Source organism: Flavobacterium sp. GNP010 (assembly GCF_056428945.1).
The window spans coordinates 1-26,164 of sequence record NZ_JBWJVK010000011.1; the positions used below are offsets into that span (position 1 = coordinate 1).

At 32.8% G+C, this 26,164-nt stretch carries 14 protein-coding genes and 1 pseudogene; 14 read left to right on the top strand and 1 reads right to left on the bottom strand.

Features of this window, described 5'->3' with window-relative positions:
- The 5 genes from AC061C_RS06345 to AC061C_RS06365 all read left to right on the top strand — a co-directional run.
- Positions 1 to 5,707, top strand: a 5,707-nt coding sequence (locus AC061C_RS06345) for a T9SS type A sorting domain-containing protein (protein ID WP_478290463.1), incomplete at its 5' end; no start/stop codon positions are given.
- A 59-nt stretch (positions 5,708 to 5,766) separates the two neighbouring features.
- Positions 5,767 to 8,223 carry a TonB-dependent receptor gene (locus AC061C_RS06350; RefSeq protein ID WP_478290464.1) on the top strand — a complete coding sequence of 819 codons (2,457 nt, stop codon included), beginning with the start codon at positions 5,767 to 5,769 and terminating at the stop codon, positions 8,221 to 8,223.
- On the top strand, positions 8,189 to 13,378 hold the full coding sequence (locus AC061C_RS06355; protein ID WP_478290465.1) for a fibronectin type III domain-containing protein: 5,190 nt from the start codon (positions 8,189 to 8,191) through the stop codon (positions 13,376 to 13,378). Before AC061C_RS06350 ends, AC061C_RS06355 begins: the two co-directional genes overlap by 35 nt.
- Position 13,379: 1 nt before the next feature.
- Positions 13,380 to 13,757, top strand: coding sequence for a hypothetical protein (locus AC061C_RS06360; RefSeq protein WP_478290466.1), 378 nt, complete (start codon positions 13,380 to 13,382; stop codon positions 13,755 to 13,757).
- 183 nt (positions 13,758 to 13,940) lie between these two features.
- Positions 13,941 to 14,240 (top strand): transposase, encoded by a 300-nt coding sequence (locus AC061C_RS06365; protein WP_478290467.1) that lies wholly within the window; start codon positions 13,941 to 13,943, stop codon positions 14,238 to 14,240.
- Between the two features lie 836 nt (positions 14,241 to 15,076).
- On the opposite strand, the pseudogene AC061C_RS06370 reads toward AC061C_RS06365, so the two are convergent.
- Positions 15,077 to 16,055: pseudogene (locus tag AC061C_RS06370) on the bottom strand (IS30 family transposase).
- Between the two features lie 397 nt (positions 16,056 to 16,452).
- On the opposite strand from AC061C_RS06370, the gene AC061C_RS06375 reads away from it, so the two are divergent.
- The 9 genes from AC061C_RS06375 (at position 16,453) to AC061C_RS06415 (ending at position 26,158) form a co-directional block, all read left to right on the top strand.
- Positions 16,453 to 17,400 carry a hypothetical protein gene (locus AC061C_RS06375; RefSeq protein WP_478290468.1) on the top strand — a complete coding sequence of 316 codons (948 nt, stop codon included), beginning with the start codon at positions 16,453 to 16,455 and terminating at the stop codon, positions 17,398 to 17,400.
- A gap of 144 nt (positions 17,401 to 17,544) precedes the next feature.
- Complete coding sequence (locus AC061C_RS06380) at positions 17,545 to 18,246, top strand: DUF2064 domain-containing protein (RefSeq protein WP_478290469.1); 702 nt, start codon at positions 17,545 to 17,547, stop codon at positions 18,244 to 18,246.
- Between the two features lie 36 nt (positions 18,247 to 18,282).
- On the top strand, positions 18,283 to 21,258 hold the full coding sequence (locus tag AC061C_RS06385; RefSeq protein WP_478290470.1) for a TonB-dependent receptor: 2,976 nt from the start codon (positions 18,283 to 18,285) through the stop codon (positions 21,256 to 21,258).
- Between the two features lie 45 nt (positions 21,259 to 21,303).
- Positions 21,304 to 22,527: an ABC transporter substrate-binding protein gene (locus tag AC061C_RS06390; RefSeq protein ID WP_478290471.1), complete on the top strand. Its 1,224-nt coding sequence runs from the start codon at positions 21,304 to 21,306 to the stop codon at positions 22,525 to 22,527.
- 38 nt (positions 22,528 to 22,565) lie between these two features.
- A complete protein-coding gene (locus AC061C_RS06395; RefSeq protein ID WP_478290472.1) occupies positions 22,566 to 23,384 on the top strand; it encodes an ABC transporter permease subunit in 819 nt (272 codons plus the stop codon).
- Positions 23,377 to 24,153, top strand: coding sequence for an ABC transporter permease (locus tag AC061C_RS06400; RefSeq protein WP_478290473.1), 777 nt, complete (start codon positions 23,377 to 23,379; stop codon positions 24,151 to 24,153). The genes AC061C_RS06395 and AC061C_RS06400 overlap by 8 nt, the downstream gene beginning before the upstream one ends.
- Positions 24,150 to 24,875, top strand: coding sequence for an ABC transporter ATP-binding protein (locus AC061C_RS06405; protein ID WP_478290474.1), 726 nt, complete (start codon positions 24,150 to 24,152; stop codon positions 24,873 to 24,875). The genes AC061C_RS06400 and AC061C_RS06405 overlap by 4 nt, the downstream gene beginning before the upstream one ends.
- A 3-nt stretch (positions 24,876 to 24,878) precedes the next feature.
- The gene (locus tag AC061C_RS06410; protein ID WP_478290475.1) at positions 24,879 to 25,505 is read left to right on the top strand and encodes a hypothetical protein; all 627 of its coding nucleotides are present in this window, start codon (positions 24,879 to 24,881) and stop codon (positions 25,503 to 25,505) included.
- Positions 25,502 to 26,158 carry a hypothetical protein gene (locus AC061C_RS06415; protein ID WP_478290476.1) on the top strand — a complete coding sequence of 219 codons (657 nt, stop codon included), beginning with the start codon at positions 25,502 to 25,504 and terminating at the stop codon, positions 26,156 to 26,158. Before AC061C_RS06410 ends, AC061C_RS06415 begins: the two co-directional genes overlap by 4 nt.
- The last annotated feature ends 6 nt before the right edge of the window (positions 26,159 to 26,164 follow it).

Here is a 26,164-nt window from a genome sequence, read left to right on the forward strand (position 1 = left end):
TATTGTTACTGATGCAGTTGGACATAATTGTACTGCAACATTGCATGATGCGGTAGTTATCTCACAACCTGAAGAACCACTAAAAATAGATAATGTATCCAAAACAAACTTAACAGGATATGAAACCAACAACGGAAGCATAGTTGTAAAAGTAATGGGAGGTTCCAAAGATTATAGTTATGAATGGACAAAAGATGCAGATACAACAATAATTGGTACAACAGCTTCTATAGCTAATCTTAGCAAAGGAATGTATTATTTACTTGTTAAAGACACGAACGGTTGCACTTTGCCTAAAGTACAATATGAAATTACACAGCCCGATAAACTGGAAATAGTTCTGACGCCTACTCCAAATACCGAATTAAAATGTTTTGGTGCAACAACAGCTGAATATAGAGCACTAATAACAGGTGGAGTTAAAGAATACACACTTGAATGGTTAAATACTACCACTGGACAAAAATATTCTTCTATTGAAACTATAACCACTTTAAATACTATTTCAGTAGCTTCAAATTTAGCTTATGGTAATTATGTTGTTACAATAAAAGATGCAAAAAATAATATTTTATTTGGCACCAACACCTTTACCATCAATCAACCTGATGTATTGGCTTTTACAACAACACCAACCTCCGTTTCTTGCTTTGGTGGTTCTGATGGAAGCATTCAACTTACTATAACAGGAGGGACAAAAAGTACCGATCCTAATAATCCATACTCAATTACTAGCAGTGGTGGTACAATTGATACTAAAAACGGAATTATTTCTGGATTAGCAAAAGGCAGCTATATTGTAAAAGTGACGGATGCAAATGGTTGCCAAACTGCCCAACAAACTATCGATATTACAGCACCCGAAAAAGCTCTTTTTATTGCAAGTGAAGTAAGTACTCCAACTACAGGTTTTGGTCTCGCTACAGGAAAAATAGAAATTAGTGTCGACGGTGGCACACCAACTTACAGCTATGTATGGAAAAATAGTGCTGGTAATACAATTGGCACTAATAGTCCAACCCTAAGTACTAGTGCTGCGGGTGAGTATTCTGTAGTGATTACTGATACTAAGGGTTGCGAATTGCTTAAAACATTTACTGTCTTACAACCTACACAACCTATAGTAAGTGAAACGCATCTACAAGCAAAATGCAATGGATTAACGGGATCTCTAGATGCAACTGCCACAGGTGGAGCAACATTTAAGCAAAATCAATCTGAAAAAACATACACGTATAAATTACAAAATAGAACAACAGGAATTACTGAATCTATTGTTGGAACTAAAGCTAAGTTTGAAAATATAGCAGACGGGGAGTATGAGCTAACCGCTACAGATGTGGCTGGAATAATTTCAAATACTATACCTGTTACTTTTAAGCAACCTGCTCCCATAGTAGTAAACTTAATTCAAAAAAATGTTTCTTGTTATAATGGAAATGACGGATCATTAGAAGCAGTAGTAATTGGCGGCACTGCTCCTTTTACTTATATTTGGAAAAAAGAAACTACAAGTATAGGAAGTAATACATCAAAAATTGAAGGCCTTTCTAAAGGTAATTACACACTTGAGATAAGAGATAGCAACTATACTTCTAATTTAACGGCTTATTGCGTTAATGTTGTAACTACATCAATCTCTGAACCTACCAATGAATTAGCAATTAGCTCATTTACATCTTCTAATGCTACAGGTTATCAAACCAATAATGGAAAAATTGAAGTAAATCCTAGCGGAGGAACACCAACTTATCAATACCAATGGTTTTTTAATGGTACTGTTATAAATAATCAGAGCAATAACAATCTTAGTAACTTAGCTCCGGGTGAATACAAAGTAATCGTAACAGATGCAAATCTTATTTGTTCTATTGAAAAAACTTTCACCATTAATGAACCAAAACTTTTAGAATTTAAAGTTCTAATAACTAAAGTTTTATGTTTTGGTGAACAAAACGGTAGTATTAATGCCATAGCCACAGGTGGTGTAAAAGACAACAATGGTTTTTATACCTATACCCTTTTTGATAGGAATAAAAATGTATTAGAAAGCCAAAAAGCTTTAGAAGCAAAATTTGACACAAAATTTGCTAGTACCTATTACATTCAAGTAACTGATTTTAATTTAAACACCACTCCTTCAAATTTAAATGATTTAATACCTGTAGTTATTGAACAACCTAACAAGGCATTAACAGTAGTAGAAATCAAAAAGAATAACGCCACCTGTCCTAATGAAGCCGACGGTAGTATTATTTTTGAAACAAGTGGAGGTACACCAAATTACAAATACACTTTATTAAACATAAATAAAAACACCACATCTCAAGTTAATGATTCGGCTATTGAAAACTTATTAGCAGGAACCTACACCTTAACTGTAACAGATAGTAATGATTGTGTTCAAAGCAACACATTTACAATTACAGAACCGGAAGATTTTGGTTTTGATAAAGAAAAATTCACACTAACTAAACCAATTTTACCAGAAACAAACTGGTCAATAAATGTGGTGATGAAAGGTGGACAAAATGATTACAAGTACAGTATTAAAAATAGTAGTGGTAATACACTTTTAGAAAAAGTAGTCTCGGACAAATCTCTATTGATCAATCAATTACCAACAGATATTTATACTGTAAGTGTCACTGATAATACAGGATGTACTAAAACAGAAATTATTGATTTAACTAATAATGTATTAGCAGCTTCAATTCAGCAAACCAAGCAAATCATATGCAATGGTGAGGGAGCAAATATTGAAGCACTCGTAACAGGCGGTCTAGGGATTAAAACCTATACATGGTATAAAAACAATGAAATTATACCACTAGAAAACGGATCAACTTTAACTAATTATGGCCCGGGTGATTATAAGTTTAGTTGTATAGATACGGCTAAATTAGAAGTGATAAGTAATACGATCATTATTACTCAACCTGATGTAGTAGAAATTAAAAGTATTTTGAAGACTAATTCAACTTGTAACGGAGCTAATGATGGTACTATTTCTATAAATGCTATTGGTGGTAGTGGTTCCTATTTGTATAGTTTAGATACTATTACTTGGACTGCTTTTTCAGCAAGCAATACTTCAATTATTAGTAATCTTCCAACGGGAGATTATACAGTATATGTTAAAGACTCTAAGGGATGTAATGCAATAGCAACAGCTCTAGCCAAGATAGAACAACCCTCTATCTTAACCATTTCTAAAATAAATACAAATAGTACTTCTGGTTTTGGACTAAGTAACGGAAGTATTGCTGTGGTTATAGATGGTGGTAACGGAAACTATGTGTATAAATGGTTTAATGAAAATAAAATTGACATCAACCAATCAACTAGTTCAGCAATAAATCTAGTAGCTGGTAAATATTATGTTGAAATCACCGATTCAAAAAATTGTAGTATTACGTCAGAATTAATAACGATTTCACAACCAGAAAAACTTAATACTCTTATTAATCCAATAAACCAAGTAATTTATTGCTATGGCGATAAAAGTATCCAATTAGCAGCAACTGTTGCTGGAGGTGTGCCAAATTATAACTTTGAATGGTATGATAGTTCCAACTTTATGATAGGGACTAATCCTGCGTCACCTTTTGTAGGTGCTGGAAATTATTATTTAATAGTGATAGACAAAAACGGAAATACAGCTACCAGTACATCCGTAACAATCACAGAACCAGAATTGATTCTTACAAGTAATACAGTTGTTGATGTGAACTGTATTGGCGAAGAAAATGGAAGTGTAACATTAAAAGCGTCAGGAGGAAGCAATACTTTTGAATATCGTTTCAAACCAGAAAACGATAGTTATGGGAATTGGATCTCTTTTACTTCTAAAAACAGTACAATTCAAGAAGGGCTTAAAGCTGGAAAGTACACTTTTCAAATAAAAGACAAAAATGGAATTTTATGCAGCAATGTACCAAATTTAGAGGTTAGCATAGCGCAGCCCTTAGCTCCAATAAGTTTAGTCAATTCAAAAACAATTGTTACAGCTGCTTCAGGATTTGGTTTAGCTAACGGTTCTATTACTGTTGAAGCTAGTGGTGGAAACGGTAACTATGGCTACCAATGGTACAAAAACGGTTCAACAACAACTATTGCCAATACTGCTACAGCCAACAATCTTGCAGCAGGAAAGTATTTTGTAAATGTGACAGACGCAAAAGGATGTAAGCTTACTTCCCTACTAATCGAAGTAACAGAACCTGCGCTTTTAATTACCTCAGCGGCAGTTCAAAATATCATTTTGTGTAATGGTGATGCCAACGGAAGTGTTAGATCGATTACTTCGGGAGGGTTCTTGAAACCAGGGGAAAACTATACCTACCAATGGTTTGCAGACGGAAATACAACGCTATTAGCCACAAACACAATTTTAAGTGATATTGGAAAAGGGTCGTATTATGTGATTGTAACGGATTCTAACGGCAATAAAGCGACCAGTAAAAGTATAACCATAACGGAACCAGATATTTTAAAAAATACGCTATCTGCTGATTATACGTTGTGCGGGGATGCAAACGACTGGACCATTACAACGGCTCCAACAGGCGGGACAACTACATACAATTACAGCTGGAACACTGGAGATAAAACCCCGAGCATACAAAATGTAGCACCTGGGAAGTATAGTGTTGTTATTACTGATAAAAATGGCTGTCGTGTAACCAATGAGATTACGATTACCGCTCCACAGCCACTTACAACAGCAGCTCAAATAAAAAAACCAACCTGCTTTGAAGGAGATGATGCTACCATTGTATTGATAACGACAGGAGGAAAGGGCCCATACACCTATTTATGGAGTACAGGAGCACAATCAAGCCAATTGAGTAATGCTAAGGCAGGTACTTATTCTGTAACAATTACGGATGTAAAAGGATGTGTTATTAAAGAAGAGTATAAAATTGAAAATCCTCCAAAGGACCTGTTAAATCTTGGGGAAGATGTGACCTTGTGTCTCGATCAAACCTTAACAATTAATGCTACTATAAATGATGATAAAGCCACGTATTTTTGGCAATCAGATAAAGGATTTACTAGTAATAAACCTATTGTAACCTTAAAAGAAGCTGCAAATTATACCCTAACAATCACCAATAAATTAGGTTGTAAAGCTGTAGATACCATTACAATTAGTAGCCAAAATACTCCTATTAGCGCTGAATTTGCTATGTCGTCACAAGTGTTTACAAATGAGGTTTTTACTATTATTGATATCAGTAATCCCCGACCAGATAGCATCGAATGGATATTACCCGCTGAAGCGATCGTCAAAATAAAAAACAAAGACTTTGCTGAGATAAGCTTTGCAAAAACAGGAGAATACGAAATTACCATGTCTAGTAAGAAAGGAAATTGTACCGCTATTCAAGCTAAAAAAGTATTAGTTATAGACGGAGAATACAAAGATCCAGAAAGCACGGATACTATGAAAAATTTTGATTTGAAAATCTATCCAAACCCATCTGATGGTATATTTTCAATAGATATCACTTTAGATAAAGTAATGCCAGCTACTGTTAAAATATTCAGTTTAATCAATAATAGCATCATTGCATCAAAATCAGAAAACGGCAAACAAACCTATACTTTTGATTTTAATTTAAGTGGTATGATACCCGGAGTCTATTTTATTCTATTTGAATCTCAACAAGGAAGCAAGTTGAGAAAAATAATAATCAAATAGTACTCAGTATTTATAAATAATAATAAAGACTTTACTTTCTAAAGTCTCACCATAAAATAATGAACTTTAATCGAATTATAATAGTATTACTTTTCCTGAAATGTGTCATAAGTTTTGGACAAAACTTTAATATTGAGCAAGTAGGTAAAAGCAAATTAATAAACGTAAGCGGAGGAGCATCAGCCAGTAGTATTTTTTACTCTGGCAGTGCTACCCGTGATCCCTTTAATTATTTCCTAAATGGTAATATCAATCTAAATATAGCGGGCTTGTACAATTTGCCGTTTTCTTTCTCGTATACCAATCAAAAATTAGGTTTTGGCAAACCTGTTTTAATGAATCGATTAAGCATTCATCCGTCATATAAATGGATTACGGCACATATAGGAGATGCCAGTATGAGTTTTTCTCCGTATACTTTAAGTGGACATCAGTTCACAGGGTTTGGTGTTGATTTGACCCCACAAGGAAAGTTCAAAATCAGTGCCATGTACGGACGATTATTACGAAGCAATGAGTACAACTGCAACCTCCCAGACCTACTTCCTACCTACAAAAGATTTGGATACGGATTTAAAACGCAATATGCTTTAGAAAAAGTAAACATTGGAGTTACATTTTTTAAAGCAAAAGACCAAGTTAACTCCATTAATCCATTATTTCCATTTGAATTAGGAGTTACTCCAAAAGAGAACACAGCCATAAGTTTAGAAACAGCATTTAAACTCCTTCAAAAAGTACAAATTACTACTGAAGTCGCCACCAGCAGTGTCACCGAAGACATTAGAGAAAAAACAGGAGCTACAAGAAAAATTAATGCCTCTTTATTTTTAAACCCTAATTCAACAACCGCAAATTATAATGCTTTTAGAGGACAACTAGCCTACCCAGCTGGTAACGGAACTTTAGGGCTAGGATATGAGCGTATAGATCCTAATTATAGAACCCTAGGAGGCTATTTTTTTAACAATGATTTAGAAAACATAACTGTAAATGCTACACAAACCGTATTAAAAAACAAAGTAAACCTTGCCATGAATTTTGGGTTACAAAAAGACAATTTAGACAAACAAAAACAAAGTCAGATGAAACGTTTGGTTTCGTCTGTAACTGCAGATGTTAAGGTAAATCAGAAATTAAACTTAAACGCTAATTACTCGAATTTTCAGTCTTTTACTAATAGTCGCAATCAATTTGACTTTATCAATCAAACTTCCAACTTTGAGAACCTCGATACCCTTAATTTTAGACAAGTCAATAAAAGTGCCTCATTGTCTGTAAATTATTTATTAAAAAACACAAAGAAAATTAAACACACCTTTAATGCTAATTTTAGCATGCAAGACGCCATAAATCAACAACAAGGAAAAACCATTGCTGGTGGCGCAACAACGTATTACAATAACGCTATTTCCTATTTAGTGGGACTTCCTCAAAGGGCTTTAAATCTTACTGCATCTGTAAATAATACACTAGGAATAACAGATACTGGTAGAAGCTTGATACTAGGGCCAACACTTGCAGCAAACAAACTTTTTTTTGATAAAAAATTAAATACATCGGCCGCTATAAGCTACAATACAAGTAGTAATAATGGTGTGAAACAAAATGACGTCTTTAATTTTAGACTCAATGGATCTTATATTTATAAAGAAAAACACAATTTTAGTTTCAATGCTATTTCCCTGTTTAACAATACTAAAACAGCTCAAAACAAAGATATTACGGCCACATTATCTTATTCCTATTCTTTTGATAAAATTAAACTGAGACCTACTAAAACAGCCGAAACGAAAGAGCAAAAAGACAGTATTTCTGCTAAGCCAGCTATAAGGATTCTTTATAAAGGCCAAACGTATCAAGGCAATAGATCCGAAATTACAGAGCAACTGGCTACTAAACAGCCCGATACAGCTCTTTTATCTAATGCGGACCAATCTAATTTAAAGCAATTATTCTCAGCTATAAATCAAGCTGAGACGGATAAAGATTTTAAAAACAATGTTTTAGATTATTTAATGGCGCAAGATATGAGCACTAAAAACAGTGTTAAATATGAGGAGTACTTAATACAAGCGTATACAAAGCTGGAAAACGATATGAAAAATAAGGATGAAAGCCTTGAAAAAGAATACCTGTCTCTAGTGGGGCGAATAAACATGCACCCATTTCACGACAAAAAAGAGGAAGAAATAAGCAATAAAAACGGGTATAAATCGTATGTAGTACTGCTTAAAAAAAGTGAACAAAATAAAAACAAATTAGTAAGACACCGCTGGATGTACAACGAAATTTCATTGGCCGCAAAAACAAAACCTAATGCTATTCAAGAAAACAAGTATTTCTCAGTTTTTAGTTCTCAAATAATAGATAGTACACTTGAATTGATAAAAAATAAAAAAACATCCGAAGAAATCATAAGTGCCATTGAAATGAAACTAATTCCTTTTTACCATGATTTAGCTTCGAAAAACACAAGTAATGATGATGTTAACATTAAATACCTTCAGAAATAAAATGGGCAAAAAAAATTACATCTCACGTACTGAAAACAAACCCTGCATAGACAACCAATACACCACTAAAATGCTAAAAAAACACACCTACTTTTTTATCTTTTTACTTTTGCTAGTAGGAATTACGGGCTTTTCACAAACCTTTCCAGTTTCCATAAGCACCCAGATTAATCAACCTTCGCCAATTTATTGGAGCAATTATGCTGATGCTACCGCCAGCAATAGCCCCATAAAAATGCAAATTGTGCTGAACGACTTAACAATTGCAAATCGACAGGTGCGAATAAAATGCTACTGGCAAGGCAACGGGATTTCGTTTATGAACAATGACTTTGTGGTAGGTGCCCAACCACTTTTCCTAGAAGGTGGTGTACCATTGCAATTGACCAATGTAAACTTAGCGCCCTATTTTGAGTTTCAAAACATACTGGGGATAACACCAAATCAATATGCACAAGCTATGCCCGAGGGTATTTATACCTTCGCGGTAGAAGTGTATGATGTGGCCACAGGACAAAAACTATCCAGAAAAAGTACTGTAACGGTTATTATTTTCCAGAACGAGTCACCGTTACTCAATTTGCCTTTGAACCAAGTTAGCATCATTCAGCAAAACATCCAAAACATTCTTTTTAGCTGGACACCTAGACAAATCAATGTGAGCAATGTAGAATATCAGTTTGATTTGATTGAAATTTGGGATCAATACACTCCAGTTCAAAACGCTTTTGCTTACTCTAAACCTATTTATACCACCACCACTAGAGCTACCACGCTGCAATATGGTGTGGCAGAACCGCAATTGATTACCGGTAAACGCTACGCATGGCGCATAAAAGCCAAAGCGCTTGTGGGCGCCGAAGAGATTGGAGTATTCAAGAACAATGGGTATAGCGAGATCTTTGCTTTTACGTATGAAGTATATTGCACGCCACCTTTACTAATATCCACTGAAGGTGTAAGCCAAGACCAAGCCAAAATAACGTGGAGCGGCGCCCTTGATAATTTTGATTACCAAGTAAACTACCGCGAAAAAAATGCCGACTCACAATGGTATCCTCTTGAAACCCCGCGCGAGTATGCCACTTTAGCCAATTTAAAACCCAAAACCGCCTACGAATACACCGTAGGAGCCTCTTGCGAAAAAGGAAAATATATACACAGCAGCATACAAGAATTTACCACCTTGGCTCAAGACGAAATTGCCCTTGTAACCTGCGGTATCATACCAGATCCAGTTGATTTAAGTAACCTAAGTCCGTTAGACAATTTGGTCCCAAATGATGTGATCAAAGCGGGTGATTTCCCTATAGTAGTGATTGAAGCCACAGGTGGTAACGGCAGATTTAGCGGTGAGGGCTATGTAACACTACCGCTCTTAGAACGATATAGAAAACTAATTGACACTGCAGATAATCTTGGAGAAATTCCAAAAAAAGCCGCAGGTATCGTAACAGATGCCGCTACAGTTGCTACTGTACTTGCAAACCACGGTGCAACCCAAGTTAATAATGTAGTAACTAAAGTAGAAGACATCACGGGTCAAACAATAAATAATCCTACGCAAGGGGTTACAGATCAAATTAAAAGCACTGCAGCATTAGTAAGTGACAAGGCAAATGCTCTAGCGGGAATGGTACCGGATTATTCCACAAATATAGGAAAGTATACCCGCATCGCCGTTAGCTTTAGTGATATTGGTGTAAATACTGATTTTAAACTCATATCGGGTTCCATTATAGCAAGCTATGACCCCGAGTGGAAAAGCATGATTGATCTTGACCCTGCATTTAACGAAGTTTTTGGAGATGCGGGCAATGTGGTCAATTATGAAATTGATTTTGATATTAAAACCGTTATAAAAAATCAAGACGGTACCATAACAATTACTAGTAAGACAGATGTGGTTACTGTAATAGATAAAACAGTTAATGATATTGTTATTACTGATAAAGATGGCACACAATATACAATTCCTGCCAATGCACAGCCTGGGAAAATAGAGTCTTCTGGACAATTGGCACCAGGCGGAATACCTACGGCTGCAAATACAAACGGAATGGGTGCAGGCGGTGTTGTAAAACAAATTTCTTCGGCAGATGTGAGCGTTGTTTTCACAAAAGGCGACGGAAAATATGCTTTTGATACAGCACCTACCACACAAAATGGTAAACTAAGCAAAAGCTACAAATCAATTCCTCAAAAGAGCGGTGGCACGTATAGCATCCCTTTTAAAGCCATTTCAAACAGGCCAGACTCTACAGATGTCATTGTAGCTACTGTAGATTTTAAAAACGGAAAAACAAAAGATGATATCGTATTCAAAACCAAAAATGGTACTTTAATAAAAAGTACTTGGAACGAAAATACAGCTATTTTAAAACTAAAACGTACTTTAGACTACGCCAAAGAAACCGTTATTGCAGCAGTTCGCCCCGCTGCTTCTAAAGATCCTAAGGATACAGCAGGTAAATATGACATTGCAGGAACTTTTAATTTATGGCATTTAACCCATAAAAAAATTAATGTGACTTTGGTAAGCGTGAATGGAGCTGCAATACCAGAAGATGCTGCAAGAACGATAAATCAAATTTATGAACCTACAGGAATATCTTTTAATGTCAAAACTAAACCCATTACCTTAAACCACTTTTGGGACAATACAATTGAAACGGGCGATAGCGACTTACTCAACACCTACACCGCTGAACAACAAGCCATAACCATGGCTTTAAAAACAGAGCTCGGAGCACAGTACGCCACTGATACCTACTACATGCTCTACACTAAGGAAGGAACAGTAAAGAATGATGCAGGGTTTATGCCCTTGAAACGACAATTTGGTTTTGTATTTGATGGAAGAAATAAAACACTCGCGCATGAGTTGGGTCACGGTGTTTTTGGATTGCAACATCCTTTTAAGCAATATGGAACTTCTAAGGGGAGCACAGATCTACTTATGGATTATGGTGATGGTACGACACTTAATCATAATGATTGGGAAATCATGCACGCACCAGGATTGCAGTTGTATCAGTTTACGCAAGGAAGTACTGCAGGGGCTCTAGCAGGAGGATATGCTCTTGCTCCTGATTGGAGTTTTGTAAGTAATGGGGATGAAACAACGGTTGCTAATCTTGAAGCAGCACCCGAAGGATTTTTGGGTGGATTTGTTGATACTAACAAAGTAATGTACAAATGGGATGGAAAGAATTATGTAAGCCAAGAAGGAGTAACAAACACAAAGGCAATTGTAAAAGAACCAACATTAGGCTCCAAAATTTATTTGTTTTACAACAACAATGCCTCTTGTGGCAATAGCAATTTTTTACGAACTACTTATACCACAGAACTTCAAGCAATCATAAGTGCAAAAGTTAAAGATGCTAAAAAGTTAATTGATTTTATTAATCGTTTTAGTCAAGATCAAACCCTTAAAAGGAAAGTAAAGGACGAAAATAGAACCACTTATTGGGCAACGTTGGCTTGCAATGGTGCACAAAATCAAACGATTAACTGTCCAGAATTACCTACTGATATTACAAAAATTACCGTTGATTACCTTGTAAATAATTTCTATGCTAGTAAAAGTGCAGCATGCTTAGGTACTATAACCCTAGTAAAAAGAAAAGAATTATTACAAACAATGTTAAAAGAATGGGCCTTAACAAGCTGTGTTGAAAGTGAGAGCTATCCTAACATTAGAATAGGTAATTGCTACGAGCCAATAACCTACAAGCTCATCTTATCTACTCCGGCCAATGATGAAAAAGCTTTGTTAGATTGGCTTGTACAAGAAAAAATGATCTATCCATTATTAGACAAAACACAGTTTCAAACCTTTGATGACATAGCTAAAAAATTAGTTTCTTGGCAATTACGATATTATCCAATAACTGATGAGAGAGCAGTATCATCCGTTTTAGAAAATAAAATAGAGAGAATTGAATATATAGATAACTTAGTAAGCGGCAGTATCACAAGTGACTCTTTTATCTTAAAAAGAGAAGCATACGGACAATGCAAAGAGTGTATTCCTGTTTCTGAACAAACTATTAAAATTTCAAATCCTCTAGATTATGTTTTAGTTCGCTTTAAAGACCAAACAATGGGCTATAAAACTGGAAGTATTGCTAAAATGCCAGCATTAGCAGCACTTTATCTTTTCAACAAAGACAGACGAGAATTAATTATATCATCATCTAAAACAATGTTTAACATTGCATTGTTTGCTGTTGGAGTTGGTGAATTGCAAGCTGCGTACAAAACCTATCAAGCTACACGAAATATATATGCTTCCTATATCGGAATTAAAGCGCTTGGAGATGTTGGGATGTCCATCACAGATATAGTTATAAATGACAACTTAGCCGAAGAATGGGCTAAAACTCCTGATGGACAAAAGCGTTTAAAAAGATGGAATGAAATAAACACTTATTATGCAATTGCAACCATTTCAGCAACTGCTGTAGATATCGCTGTTCAAAAATTTGGTAGCCGATTTATCAATAACTCAGATGAATTTGATAAATTTGCTGATGAGTTGATGGGAGTGAATGGGGCGGGGAGTTACTTGTTAGCTCTATTAAATAAGCAGAAACAAAGATTACAGAACTTAAAAACACAACACGGCAATTTAGATTTTATTGATTTTTCTCCTACTGGTGGTAAAACTACAAATGATATTACCAGCACTATCTATAATGATATGTTTGCAGATTTAGGAAGTAGAACTAATTGGACAACACAACAAAAAGCGAGTAAAATAATTGAATTGTTAGAATCTGGAAGCACAGTACCTCAAAAAGTAACATATCAACAAGGTGCAGAATTATTTAAAGTAGTAAAAAAGGGAGGAAAACCTTCTGATGTTACAGAATACTGGGTAACCAAATCGGAATTAGATGATTTAATGAGTAAGGGTAGTAATCTTGAAAGTAAGTCAGGATTGCCGTTGGGTAGTATGGCAGATGAGTACGACATTTATAAAATTACTGCAAATCAATCAGCACCAATTTATAGAAGTACAATAGCACCAACAATACAACGAGGCTACACAACTACTGGTGGAGCTACTCAAACATTAGTGCTTGACAGAAGCCTTTGGAGTGCCCCTGTAAAATACAATACACAATCATATATACCAGATTTTTAAAATGAATATAGAAGAAAGAATTACTGCTTTTTTGAATCTTGATCATAAGATACAATTAGATTCATGGGAAGAATTATTGTCAATTGGGAATGATTTTTTAAAATTTGATAATAAAAATAGTTTACTAGCAAAAAAAATTGCTGAATCAATATTATATCATCGATCATTAATGGGGTCGTCAAAAGCATACGAAAGTGCATTTGAAATAGATACAGATTTACTTTTTGTTTCAATACCAATTGCAAGAATTGCGTATAATAAATCTAAATCTCTTAAGGAATTTATAATGGCAGGAATATACTATTCAGATGTTTTACCAAATCGATTTGATAGGGTCGAATTAGAGAAAGAAATTAATCAATTAAACGAAACCACCTAAATGGTGTTTTCTAAAGTATCACATACTGCTCAAAAGTGCTATACCCACTGGCGCTCGTTTGCAACGAGTGCATACTTACATATAAAAAAAAGTAGTAGCGTTTGCAAAGCGGCAAACTAAAACAGGATTTAATTTGTGCATGTAAATTTTTTCTTTTAAAATCAATACATTTTATTACAAATAATGTCTGAGAAATACAAAGTTATAGATAGTACGGTACCTACTTTTATTACCATTACCGTTGTTGATTGGGTTGATTTATTTACACGTCCCGTTTATTGCAATATCTTAGATAAATCTTTGAATTATTGTCTTAAAGAAAAAGGATTGAGTGTGCATGCCTATGTCTATATGACAAGCCATATTCATTTAATAGGTACAACACTTGAAGTGGAATTGCACAATGTGATACGTGATTTTAAGAAGTATACCTCAAAAAAATTAATTAAAGCAATACAAGAACATCCCGACCCGATCCCTTAGGCGAACTGGTGAAGCAGAGTAGACGCGAAACCTAAAGTAGTGGTTCGGCGGAGCCAATAGCTGTTAAAAAAATTTAATTTTGAAGCTCAAAAATCAGGAAGAGCAACAAATTATAAATTTTGGAAAGATGGTTTTCATCCCGATACCTTAGATACTTTGGAAAAAATGGAACAACGAGTAAACTACATCCGTGATTATCCAGTTGAAGTGGAAATTGTATTTCATGAAAGAGATTATGTAAAGAGCAGCTATAGAAATTATGAATAAGAAAATACTGTTTTTTGCAACGTAAATGTTGAACCTTTATGGTAATCTGTTTAAATAACACGCGTTGCAAACGCTTTATTTTCGGTCTTTAAGTAAGTATGTACTCGTTGCAAACGAGCACGAGAGGGGGTGATTGTTGATGCAACTCTTAAAGAGTTTTATGAAAAAAATCAAAAAATTAAAAAAGATAAAAAATAGAACCGAGCCAAAATATAAGCAATTGTATTTCAATTAATGAAGGTGTTCAATTCCCGCTGACTCTTTATTTTTTTTAACAAATTTGGTATTTTTTAAGCAATAAACTGTGTCTAATACTTATTGCGCAAACTAGTAACTAATTGGTCTATAGTGTTTTAGTATTAAAAAAGGGAAGGTGTTCAATCCCTTCCCTTTTGTGGACTTACAGGGCCTACAATCGAACACCTAATTCCGATATTGACGTTTTTTGAGAGCTTAAAATCGTGATGTAGTATATTGATTTTTAATTGTTTAATTAATTTAATTCAATAATTATTTTTAAGTTTAAGATATTTAATTAAGTGTTTTTACGAGTTATTTAATTGCTGTGTTCAACTCATAAGTGCAACAAACTTATTATTTAGAGTTTCAATAGGACTAAGGTAATTGAATTTTCTAATGGGTCTGTTATTAATTAATAATTCTACTTGTTTAATTCTACTTGTTTAATTCTTTCATTGGTTACAATTCGTAAATCAGTTTTCTTTGGAAAAAATCTTCTAATTACACCGATTCTATTTTCTACATTTCCTTTTTCTTGCGTGGTATATGGTGTTGTAAAATAGGTTTTTAGATCAAATATTTTGCGATTTCAGTATTTTCAGCAAATTCTTTTCCGTTGTCAAAAGTGATTGTTTTGACGTAGCAGGAGTTAAATCTAGAAAGCCTTTCAATTATTTTCTGTGTGACTTCTAATGATGTTTTTCCCTGCAACTTATCTATCATGGTAATTAATGTAGTTCTATCTGTAAGGACTAGTAATGCTGATTTATGGTCTTTTCCAATCATTAAATCGGCTTCTAAATCTCCGATTCTTTTTCTTTGTTCAATAACAGCTGGCCTCTCACTTATATTTTTACGATTCAGAATTGCTCCTCGAGTGTCTTTTATATTCCCTCTTTTTTGTCTCCGTTTACCATGTTTCAATTCTTGGTAAAGTGTCTTAAAAGGTTTATTCTCTATCCTGTTAATGTGCTTAGATTCCCATATCCATTTGTAAATTGTTTCATGACTAACTATTGCTTTGCCTTCTAATTTCCAACGTTCTGAAATTAACTCTGGACTCCATTTGTCCAAGATCATTTTATCGAAGATAGCTTGCTTCAAATCAGATGTTAATAAAACTATTTTATACATTTCTTTATTACGATTACTTGTTTTTCGCTGCGAGTTTAAAGCACAGTATTCTCCAGAACCCCTTCCTCTTTTTGGTATAGATCGTTTTAGTTCTCTACCAATAGTACTGCGATGAACACCTAACTGATCTGCAATTTTCGTTTGATTAAAACCAGCTTGTACTAGAGCTTCGATTTGGTACCTTTATTCTCCGGTTAATTGTTTATATTTTTTCATGTAAGACAAATTAAGGCTTTTGACCTTAAAAACTTGAGAGATAACTTTAAGTGTTTTTAATTTATCTGTTGCACTTATAACTTGAACTTACTACTTACAACAAATTAATAATTAATCATTTGTAATTTATCTCGATCATGATTTAATATAATTTAGGGAGCAGTAGCAGTGCTTGTAAGAAATTATATATTCATCGATGAAAATACTTACGATAAATAGACAAGAATTGTATGAAAAAGTGTGGTCAATGCCAATTGTAACGTTGGCCGAAGAATACATGATACCTATCGTAATTTTGAGGAAAATATGTGAAAAAAATGACATTCCAATTCCACTAAAAGGACATTGGAATAAAATGAAATCTAATAAAAGTGTTTCTATAATTCCACTCCCTAAAAATAATATGGATGAAAAAATAATTATCAATACCATGAATACAAAGCTTAATTCAAGCTTAAATAATCCGTTAAAAAAAATTATTGAGGAAAAAATAAGAAATAATACATCATTAATTTTTAAAGTAGCAGATCAATTGCAACGACCAGAAGATTTAATTTTAAAAACTAAGGCGCACTTTGAAGAGAAAAAACATTTAGAATCTTTGAACCCATCAAAAGGAATGCTTCAAACAGACAGCGGTTTTCCGGATATTATAGTGTCTGTAAAAAACATTTCTCGATCATTAAGAATTTTGGATACTTTAATAAAAAATTTTAAAATATTAGGGTACAAAATTGATTTGCGTAAAACTGGCTTACATATCGTTTCTATCAACAATGATGTAATGAAAATTTACATTAGAGAAAAAAATGACACAAAAGATACAATCAATATTGATGGACAGAAATCAAGGGAGTTTATACCTAACGGAAAATTATCTGTCAAAATCAAATTGTTTGGTTTATTTGATTTTTCAGATACAAATACACTATTGGTTGAAAATCAAATTGAAAAAATATTAATAAAAATTGAAAGCAAATTTAAAGAAATACAATACATAAAAAGTCAATTAAAAATTGAAAGAATTAATGATAATGAGTTTATAAACGTTGATGAAAATAAACAGAAACTTCAAGCAAATGAACTAAGCAAGTTTACCAAATTTTATAATGATGCACATCGATGGAAAAAATTCAAAATACTTGAAGAGTATTATTTTTTAATTGAAAACAAAGAAAATAAAAGTACAGAAATCGAAGAATGGCTTATTTGGGCAAAATCAAAATTAGATTGGTACAATCCAACTATTAACGCCGATGATGAATTATTAAATAACGTTGATAAAGACGATTTAAATTTTTAAAATAAATCTGTAAAACGTTAACACAATTTATACAAATGTTCATCCTCACAAAACCAACAATTCAATATCTTCGTATATGAGTGTGATAACACATTTATTGAATTACAATTCTCTACGCAAATGTAGTTTTAATCCGTTTAAATTATGAGTCATTTTTCAAAGATAGGTAACTGTGCTATTTTAGTATTTGCTAAGAGTGCAGTTTGCGAAAATGAGTCAAAAAGAATATTAGATTCAAGTATCAATAACATGATGCTTTGGAGTACATTAAACAATAACGTATTAAAAATAACACAAAAATCAAAAATACCTTTTTTCGTTGTCAATGAATCTGCTCAGACGGGGTTAACATTTGGACAAAAGATAAGTAATGCCATAAATAACATATTCAATGAGGGCTATGATAAGGTAATAGTAATCGGAAATGATTGTCCAGAGTTAAAGACACAACACTTGCATTTAGTGCAGGATCATCTTCAAAAAAACGATTTCGTTTTTGGTCCAGATTATAGTGGTGGTGATTACATATTAGGTATATCAAAAAATAAGTTTAACAAACTAGACTGGGAAAATTTTGATTGGCAAACCAGAAATTTACATAAAAATCTAATCTCATTTTTTGCTAATGAAACGGTTTTTTTGCTTCCATTTTTAAATGATATAAATTCTTCTTTCTCATTTAAGAAAGCCATTTATCAACTTCCTTACAATAGTTATTTAAAAAATATTCTTCTTTGTCTATCTTACAAATTACATTATGTATTTTGTTTTATTGAACATAAATTTTCTACTTCATTACTAATTATTTTAAATTATAGAGGACCACCAAGTTTAATTGGAACTTAGTGAAACACAAACCGAAATAATTTAAATAAAATCCAGATGAAACATCTTTATATCTGGGTCATGCTTTGTATATCTACAATTGCAATAGCCCAACAAGATTTGACTGTCACTGTTATAGACGCTGCGACTAAAAAAATTGTACCAAATTATCCTATAACCTTACAAAATACCAGTAGAAATATCCTTTTAAATCAAATTTCTAATAATCAAGGAAAAGCCATATTTAGAAATTTAGAAGCGCTAGATGATTACCAAGTTATATCAGAACTGTCGAATGATTTTGCTGCAGAAACGTCTAATTTGATAAGTATCCGTTCCAATCAAAATCCCAATTTGACATTAGTGTTACGAAAAAACACTACCGAGCAATTAAATGAAGTTATATTATATTCAGGTTCTACGACCAAAATAAATCGTCAAGATGCAGAAGTATCTTCAGAACTTAAGGCAGCAGAAATACAAGAAATTCCTGTTGAAGGTCGCGACATAACTAGAGTTCTCTATCGATTGCCAAATGTATCGCAGGCCACCGGATTTTATAATGAAGCACCCAACGTTAGTATAAATGGAGCTAATGGCTTATTTACTTCCTATTTAATTGACGGTATGGACAATAATGAACGTTTTCTTGGCGGACAAAAATTTGCAATTCCATCAGGATTTGTAAAAGATTTAACCGTTTTAACGAGTAACTTTTCCGCAGAATATGGATTAACAGGAAGTGGCGTAATTGATGTTACACCACGTTCAGGTTCAAATGAATTAAAAGGGGAAACATTCTTTATAACGCGTCCAGGTCCAGCAATTGATAGTAAATCTACATTCGCTCAACGTGATTTATCCGGAAATCAAGTTAAAGATGGTTTTGCAAGATATCAAGCTGGTGCAGGCGTTGGTGGTGCTATAGTTAAAGATAAAACTTTCTATTATTTGAATTTCGAACATACTACAGACGTAAAAGATAATTTACTTAATGTGCCACAATTTGGTATCAATGAAACAGTAAGAGGAACAAATACATTTAATTATTTTTCTGCTAAAGTGGATCAAATTTGGAATCCAAATTTTAGATCATCTTTGCGTGCGAATGTTGGATTAGTTTCAATTGAAAGACAAGGCGGTGGATTAGATGGCGGTGCAACATTTCAATCAGCAGGGAATACGCAAGATAGAAATAGTATATTGATGGCTTTTAAAAATGCTTATTCTTTTGGGAAAATTTCTGCGGAAAGTAATGTACAATATAGTAGATTTAGATGGAACTTCGCCAAACCGAATAACCCAACTTCTCCTCAAGTAGTAGTATTAGGAACAAACGATGAAACATTAGCAATATTAGGAAATCCAGGATATGTTTTTGATGCGTTAGAAAATACAATACAATTTCAACAAAAATTTAAATACTATTTCAATAATCATACTTTTAAAGGAGGATTTAACTTTATAAGAGGCGATCATGAATTATTTGGTGGTGGAAATCCAAACGGTAATTACACTGTTAAATTAAATCAAGATCAGATAAATACACTTAACTCTAGCGGAGTTGGCAGTTATCTTTCTATTAATGATATTCCATCAAATGTGAATGTTTTAAATTATAATGTTGAATTAAGACCTGCTGCATTTGGAACTAATCAAAATATTTATTCTACTTACATTGAAGATTTATGGTCAGTTACACAGAAGTTAAATCTAACTGTAGGTTTGAGGTATGATTACGATAATTTATCAAAGGGAGGAAGTGATAAAGGTGATTCAAATAATATAGCGCCAAGATTTAACTTCAATTACAAATTAACTAATAATAGTAGTGTTCGCGGTGGATATGGCATTGCCTACGATAAGATAAATTATGCTATATTCAGCGATGCGCTACAACAAAATACAAAGTCAGTAGATTACCGCACACAGTTACAACAATTTGTTAACCTAGGTATTCTACCAGCTAATACAAATTTAGATGCTGTTACTTTTAATGGCAATGTATCAGCAAATTTATCAAGTGTTCCTTACTTGCAAGGACCAAATGGCAGCTCACTACAAAATCAAATAGAAGGTGCTTTTAGTAATGAACGACGAATTTTAAATCCCAATGGTTTTAAAAATCCGTTTTCAATACAATACTCATTAGGGTATCAATTACAGGTAGATCAGGATAAATTGTTTTATGTGGATTTTGTTCACAATCTAGGTAAAGATTTATTTCGTTTGAGAAACTTAAACGCAGCATCTGAATATGTAATAGATCCAACGAATGTAATTGTTAGAACTCCCGAACAAGCGGACGCTTCAAGACCTATTCCTATAGTTAATAATTCTGCTACAATTAATGGTCAAACAATAACAGGCGTAGCAAGAAATGTCGTTATGACCGAATCAGAAGGGAAATCTAAATATTATGCAATGAGTTTAAACTATCAAAAAGCACGAGGTACTGATAATTATTCTTATCGTTTAAATTATACTTTATCATCCTTAAAAAATGATACAGAGGATATAAATTTTAGAGCTAAAGATGGAAATAACTATGGTAATGAGTGGGGACCATCTATTAATGATAGAACACATAATATCAATGGAATATATAGTTATTATCCTTTTACAGGCACTACTATAACATTGGCGGGTTTACTGCAAAGCGGACAGCCGATTAATAGAATTCCATTTGGATTTTCAACAACAGATTTAAACGGAGATGGATCTGGATTTAGCGATGCTTACCAAGGTAATAGTGATCGTTTTCCAGGTGAATCTAGAAACAATGATCGTTTGCCGTGGAATGCTACCTTTGATCTTGGATTACAACATCAAATTAAAATATCAGCAAATGGCAAATTAGAATTTAGAGCAGACATATTTAACTTACTTAATGCCGAAAATTTGAGCGGATATAGCAACAATGCTACGCAAAGTAATCAAATTCAAGGTGGTTCAGTAGCAAGTGGACTATTTACAAAAAGGAATGCGTCTCCACCAAGACAATTTCAATTTGGTGTTAGATACTTATTTTAATAAATTAGTGGGGTTCTTAGGAACCCCATTTTTAACAAATAATCAATGAAAAAAATCAGCATACTATTAGTTTTTATCTTACTCCTTTCATGTAAGAAGAAAATAGAAGAAAAAAGGGAAGATTTAAATTTTGCGAATTGGTCATCAATTGAAAAACAAGCCACAGGCAAAGATATTACCATGGTCATGTGGATGGGTGATGCAAAAATAAATGCATACATGAGGAACTATATTATTCCTAAAGTTAAAAAAGAAAATAATATTAATTTGCAAATAATTGATGGTCAGGGGTCAAAAGTAGTTCAGCTTTTAATGACAGAACAACAAGCAAATAAATCTAATAGTGATATAGATTTAATGTGGATAAATGGGGAAACATTTTATCAACTAAAACAAATTAATGGTTTGTATGGTCCATGGACAGATAAATTACCAAATGCAAAGAATATCGATTTTAAAAATCCTTTTATAGGTACCGATTTCCAGCAGCAAATCAACGGTTTTGAATTACCATGGGGTAACGTTCAGATGGCATGGATTTATAATAGCGATAAAGTTAAAAATCCACCTCAAACAAGAGCGGAATTATTACTGTTTGTAAAACAAAATCCTGGCATCTTTACTTTTGATAATCAATTTACAGGCTTAACTTTTTTAAAATCATTGCTAATAGATATTTCAGGAAGCAAAGATAATTTGTCGGGAGATTTCAACAGCAAAAAGTACAAAGAATATAGTACAGAATTATGGCAGTACATCAATGAGTTAAGACCTTATCTATGGAGAAAAGGAACAGTATTTCCTGAAAATGTAGCTCAAGTACATCAACTATTTTCAAATGGTGAACTTTGGTTTACAATGAGTAACAATGATGCAGAAGTAGATAGTAAAATAGCTGAGGGCCTTTTTCCTAATTCTACAATAGCTTACGTACCAGAGTTTGGAACAATTCAAAATTCACATTACATAGGAATATCGTCTAATAGTGCCAATAAAGCTGCAGCTATGGTGGTTGCAAATGCATTAATTTCTGTTGAAGCACAATCAAAAAAAATGAATCCAATTATATGGGGTGATGGAACCGTTTTAGATTTAAATAAATTGTCGAAAAAGGATAAATCAATTTTTGAACAAATACCTGCAAGAATTAAATCACCAAAACGAAATGATATTCAAAATAAAGCATTAAAAGAATTAGCTCCAGAATACATGGTAAAACTTGCGGAAGATTTTAGAAAATATGTAATAAATAATCAAGCACAAAATTGAAGTTAAGCAAACTTAATATAATTCTATTTATTCTATTTGTGGCGGTACCTGTCTTTTCGGGACTGTCATATGCTTTTTTATATAGCATTGGTGTTTTTGGAATTTTAAGTTCAGAGATAAACTTTAATGCTTGGAAATCAGTCTTAACCGATTTTTATTTCTGGAAAAGTATTTTATTTAGCTTATATGTTGGCATTTTAAGTGTGTCGATTAGCAGTATTTTATCCTTTTTAATAGCAATAAGTTGGCGATCAAATTTCAAGAGTGGACTACTTAGTTATGTAATTTATCTACCGTTGTGTTTTCCTGCAACGGTAGTTGCATTCTTTATTTTCCAAATGTTTTCGCAATCTGGATTTGTTTCTAGAATTACGAATTATCTCCAAATTACTGATGGAATTTCTAACTTTCCCGTTCTTATAAACGACACACTTGGAATAGGAATCATATTTACAATGATTCTATTGATTTCCCCTTTTTTTATCATATTATTTTCTGCAGTATACGAATCAGAAAGGATCGATGAACTGTCAGATTTAGGATCGACGTTGGGAGCTTCAAAAAGTCAAATTATGAAAAAAATTGTAATACCAATTGTGTTTAGAAAAACAGCCGTTTCTTTAATATTATTTATACTATTCGTAATGGGAAATTATGAAGTTCCATTATTATTAGGTGGGCAAAATCCACAATTAATTTCAGTAGCAATTGTTCAAAAAATAACACGATTCAACTTGTACGATATTCCTAATGGTTTTGCAATGAGTATTATTTATGTTACTTTTTTGATTGTATTGCTTGGGTTTTTAGCAATTAAAAATCCTAACTTTTTTGCAACAAAAGAGCACAATGATTAAAAGAGTCTGCCAATATATTTTTGTAAGCGCCATTGGATTTCCATTGCTATTCCTGCTAATACTTTCGTTGGGGAAAAACTGGATATTTCCGAACATTATTCCTGTAGAATTATCAATTGGAAATTGGTTAAGTATTCTATCCACTGAAGCAAATATTGTAGCGCTGTTTTTGAATTCATTATTATTATCTACCATAGTCGCTATACTTGTAACTTCTTTTAGTTTTATAATTTCAAAGTCTATAGCATATAGTAAAAATAAAACCTTGTATATATTGCTTGCGTATATACCATATTTATTATCACCAGTAATTATGGCTGTTTTATTTCACTATTTCTTTATAATCAGTAATCTGACTGGTACATTTTTTGGCGTTATATTGGCGCAATTTTTAGTTTCATTTCCATTTGGCATTATTATTTTCATTAGCTTTTGGACTAACAAAATAAAGAAAATAGAAGATTTAAGTTACACATTAGGAAGTTCGCAAAAGCAAACATATATTAAGATTATCTTACCACTATCAAAGCATATTTTGCAATTGTGTTTCTTTCAGATTTTTCTAATTTCATGGTTTGAATATGGGCTTACAAGTATTATTGGTACCGGGAAAATTATGACTTTAACTTTAAGTGTTTTTAAATATATAAATGAAGCTAATATTTTTTATGCTGCATTTGCTTCAGTACTTCTAGTCATTCCACCTATGCTTTTAGTATACATTAATAAAAAACTACTATTTTTTGTAGAAAAAAATACAATATTATGAATATCCTAGAAGTAAAAAATATTTCGAAAACCTTTGGATTAGAGAGTGTACTCAAAGATGTATCTTTAATAGTGGAAAAAGATAAGACTTTAAGCTTACTCGGAGCATCTGGAAGCGGAAAATCGACACTTTTAAAAATTATTGCTGGTCTTGAAAAACAAGATAAGGGCAATCTTTATCTAAACGAGTTAGAGGTCAGTAATGTCAAACCGCAAGAAAGGCAGTGTGTCTATCTATACCAAGAGTCCCTTCTTTTTCCCCATCTAAATGTTTTTGAAAATATTGCATTTGGATTACGTATTAAAAAAGAAAAAGAAGATATTATTCAACAGAAAGTTAATAGTATAATTGAATTAATTGATTTAAAAAGTCAGTCCTTAAAGATGACAAATCAACTTTCAGGTGGACAAAAACAAAGAATTTCGTTTGCAAGAGCAATTGTGATTGAGCCTAAAATATTATTGTTAGATGAACCATTTGGAGCTTTAGATAGTGTTACAAGAAAACAAATGCAAATTCTTTTTAAGGATTTGGTGCATCAAATGAATGTATCGTCAATTTTTGTAACGCACGACATCAAAGAAGCCATAATCATGGGAGATGCTCTCGGAAAAATTGAAAACGGAATTTTAAAGCAATATTGCAGCCCCACTGATTTTATAAAAGATAAAAATTCTGGCGTACAAGAGGAAATCAATTTTTGGCAACAATATAATTTATAGTCTATGAAGAAATTAAAAGCAGCAGTTGTTTCAAATGGAATAGAAGGATTGAAAAATTACTTTATTTCAAGTGATGTAATTCACTACAGTTTTCTTGAAATTTCAAATGATTTTGATCCAGATTTAGAATCGTACCAATTACTTATTGTCCCGAATGGAAGTGATAATATTGCTATGTCTAAAATTAAAGATAAAGTTGCAAATTTTCTAAATGATGGTAAAGCATTATTTTGTTTTGATGGATGGTTCACAAATTGGGTGCCAAACAATCAATGGATTATGAGTAATGATTTAAAAAGTATTGATCAAAGGTATACTGTGAATTCAGATAAAAACAATTTACTTGAAAATGTGGATATTCAGGATTTGATATATAGTCATAAAATGAGTGGATGGTGGTCTTGTGGATACATTAATGCAGGTGAACAAGCAGAAGTTATTCTGCAAGATACCTGGAAAAGACCAATAGTTGTACTGGATGAAAAATCAACGAAAGGAACACTATTTTTAACTGCGAGCGCACCATTAGGCGATATAGGTATTACAAATACTAACTATAATCTAAACAATTCTTTAGCGCAATTATATCAAAATAGCGTATTTTTAATCATAAAAAAACTAGAATCATGAAAAAAATAGGTTTAATATTTAATGGTGTTTGGAGTCATTATACTTTTGCTACGGCTCCAAAATATGCCAATAGCATAAAATTATTATACGTTTATGATTTATCAAAAGAATTATTAGCTGATTTAGAAGCTATAATTATTCCATTTCAATCCAATCATATTGAAATAGCAAAGCATAAAGATTTACTGTATTCTTTTTTAGCGCAAGAAAAAAAAATCATGGTAGAAGGTGATTCTTCTGCAAATTGGCTCGATGCTAAATGGGAAGACAGACCAGTAAATAATTATTGGTGGGTAGATAATCCAAATAATCCTCCAATATCTGAAACTAATTTTTCTCATCCGTTGTATAAAGGACTATCGCCAAGACATTCTTGTTGGCACACACATGGGGCGTACACATCTATTCCAACTAATGCAACTGTAATTCAAAGAAAAGATGATACGGATATAATAACATGGGAAACAACCGAATATGGTGGACATTTATTAGTAACTACTTTAGATCCTATTGTTGAACATGGCATACAGCAAATTACACATTTAGATAATTATGTTGACAAACTTATTTTTTATCTTACTGGAGAAAATGTTTCTGGTACATTTCAGATACCTGCAGAGAATTACGGAGTTGAATTACCAATTAATTTATAATCCAGA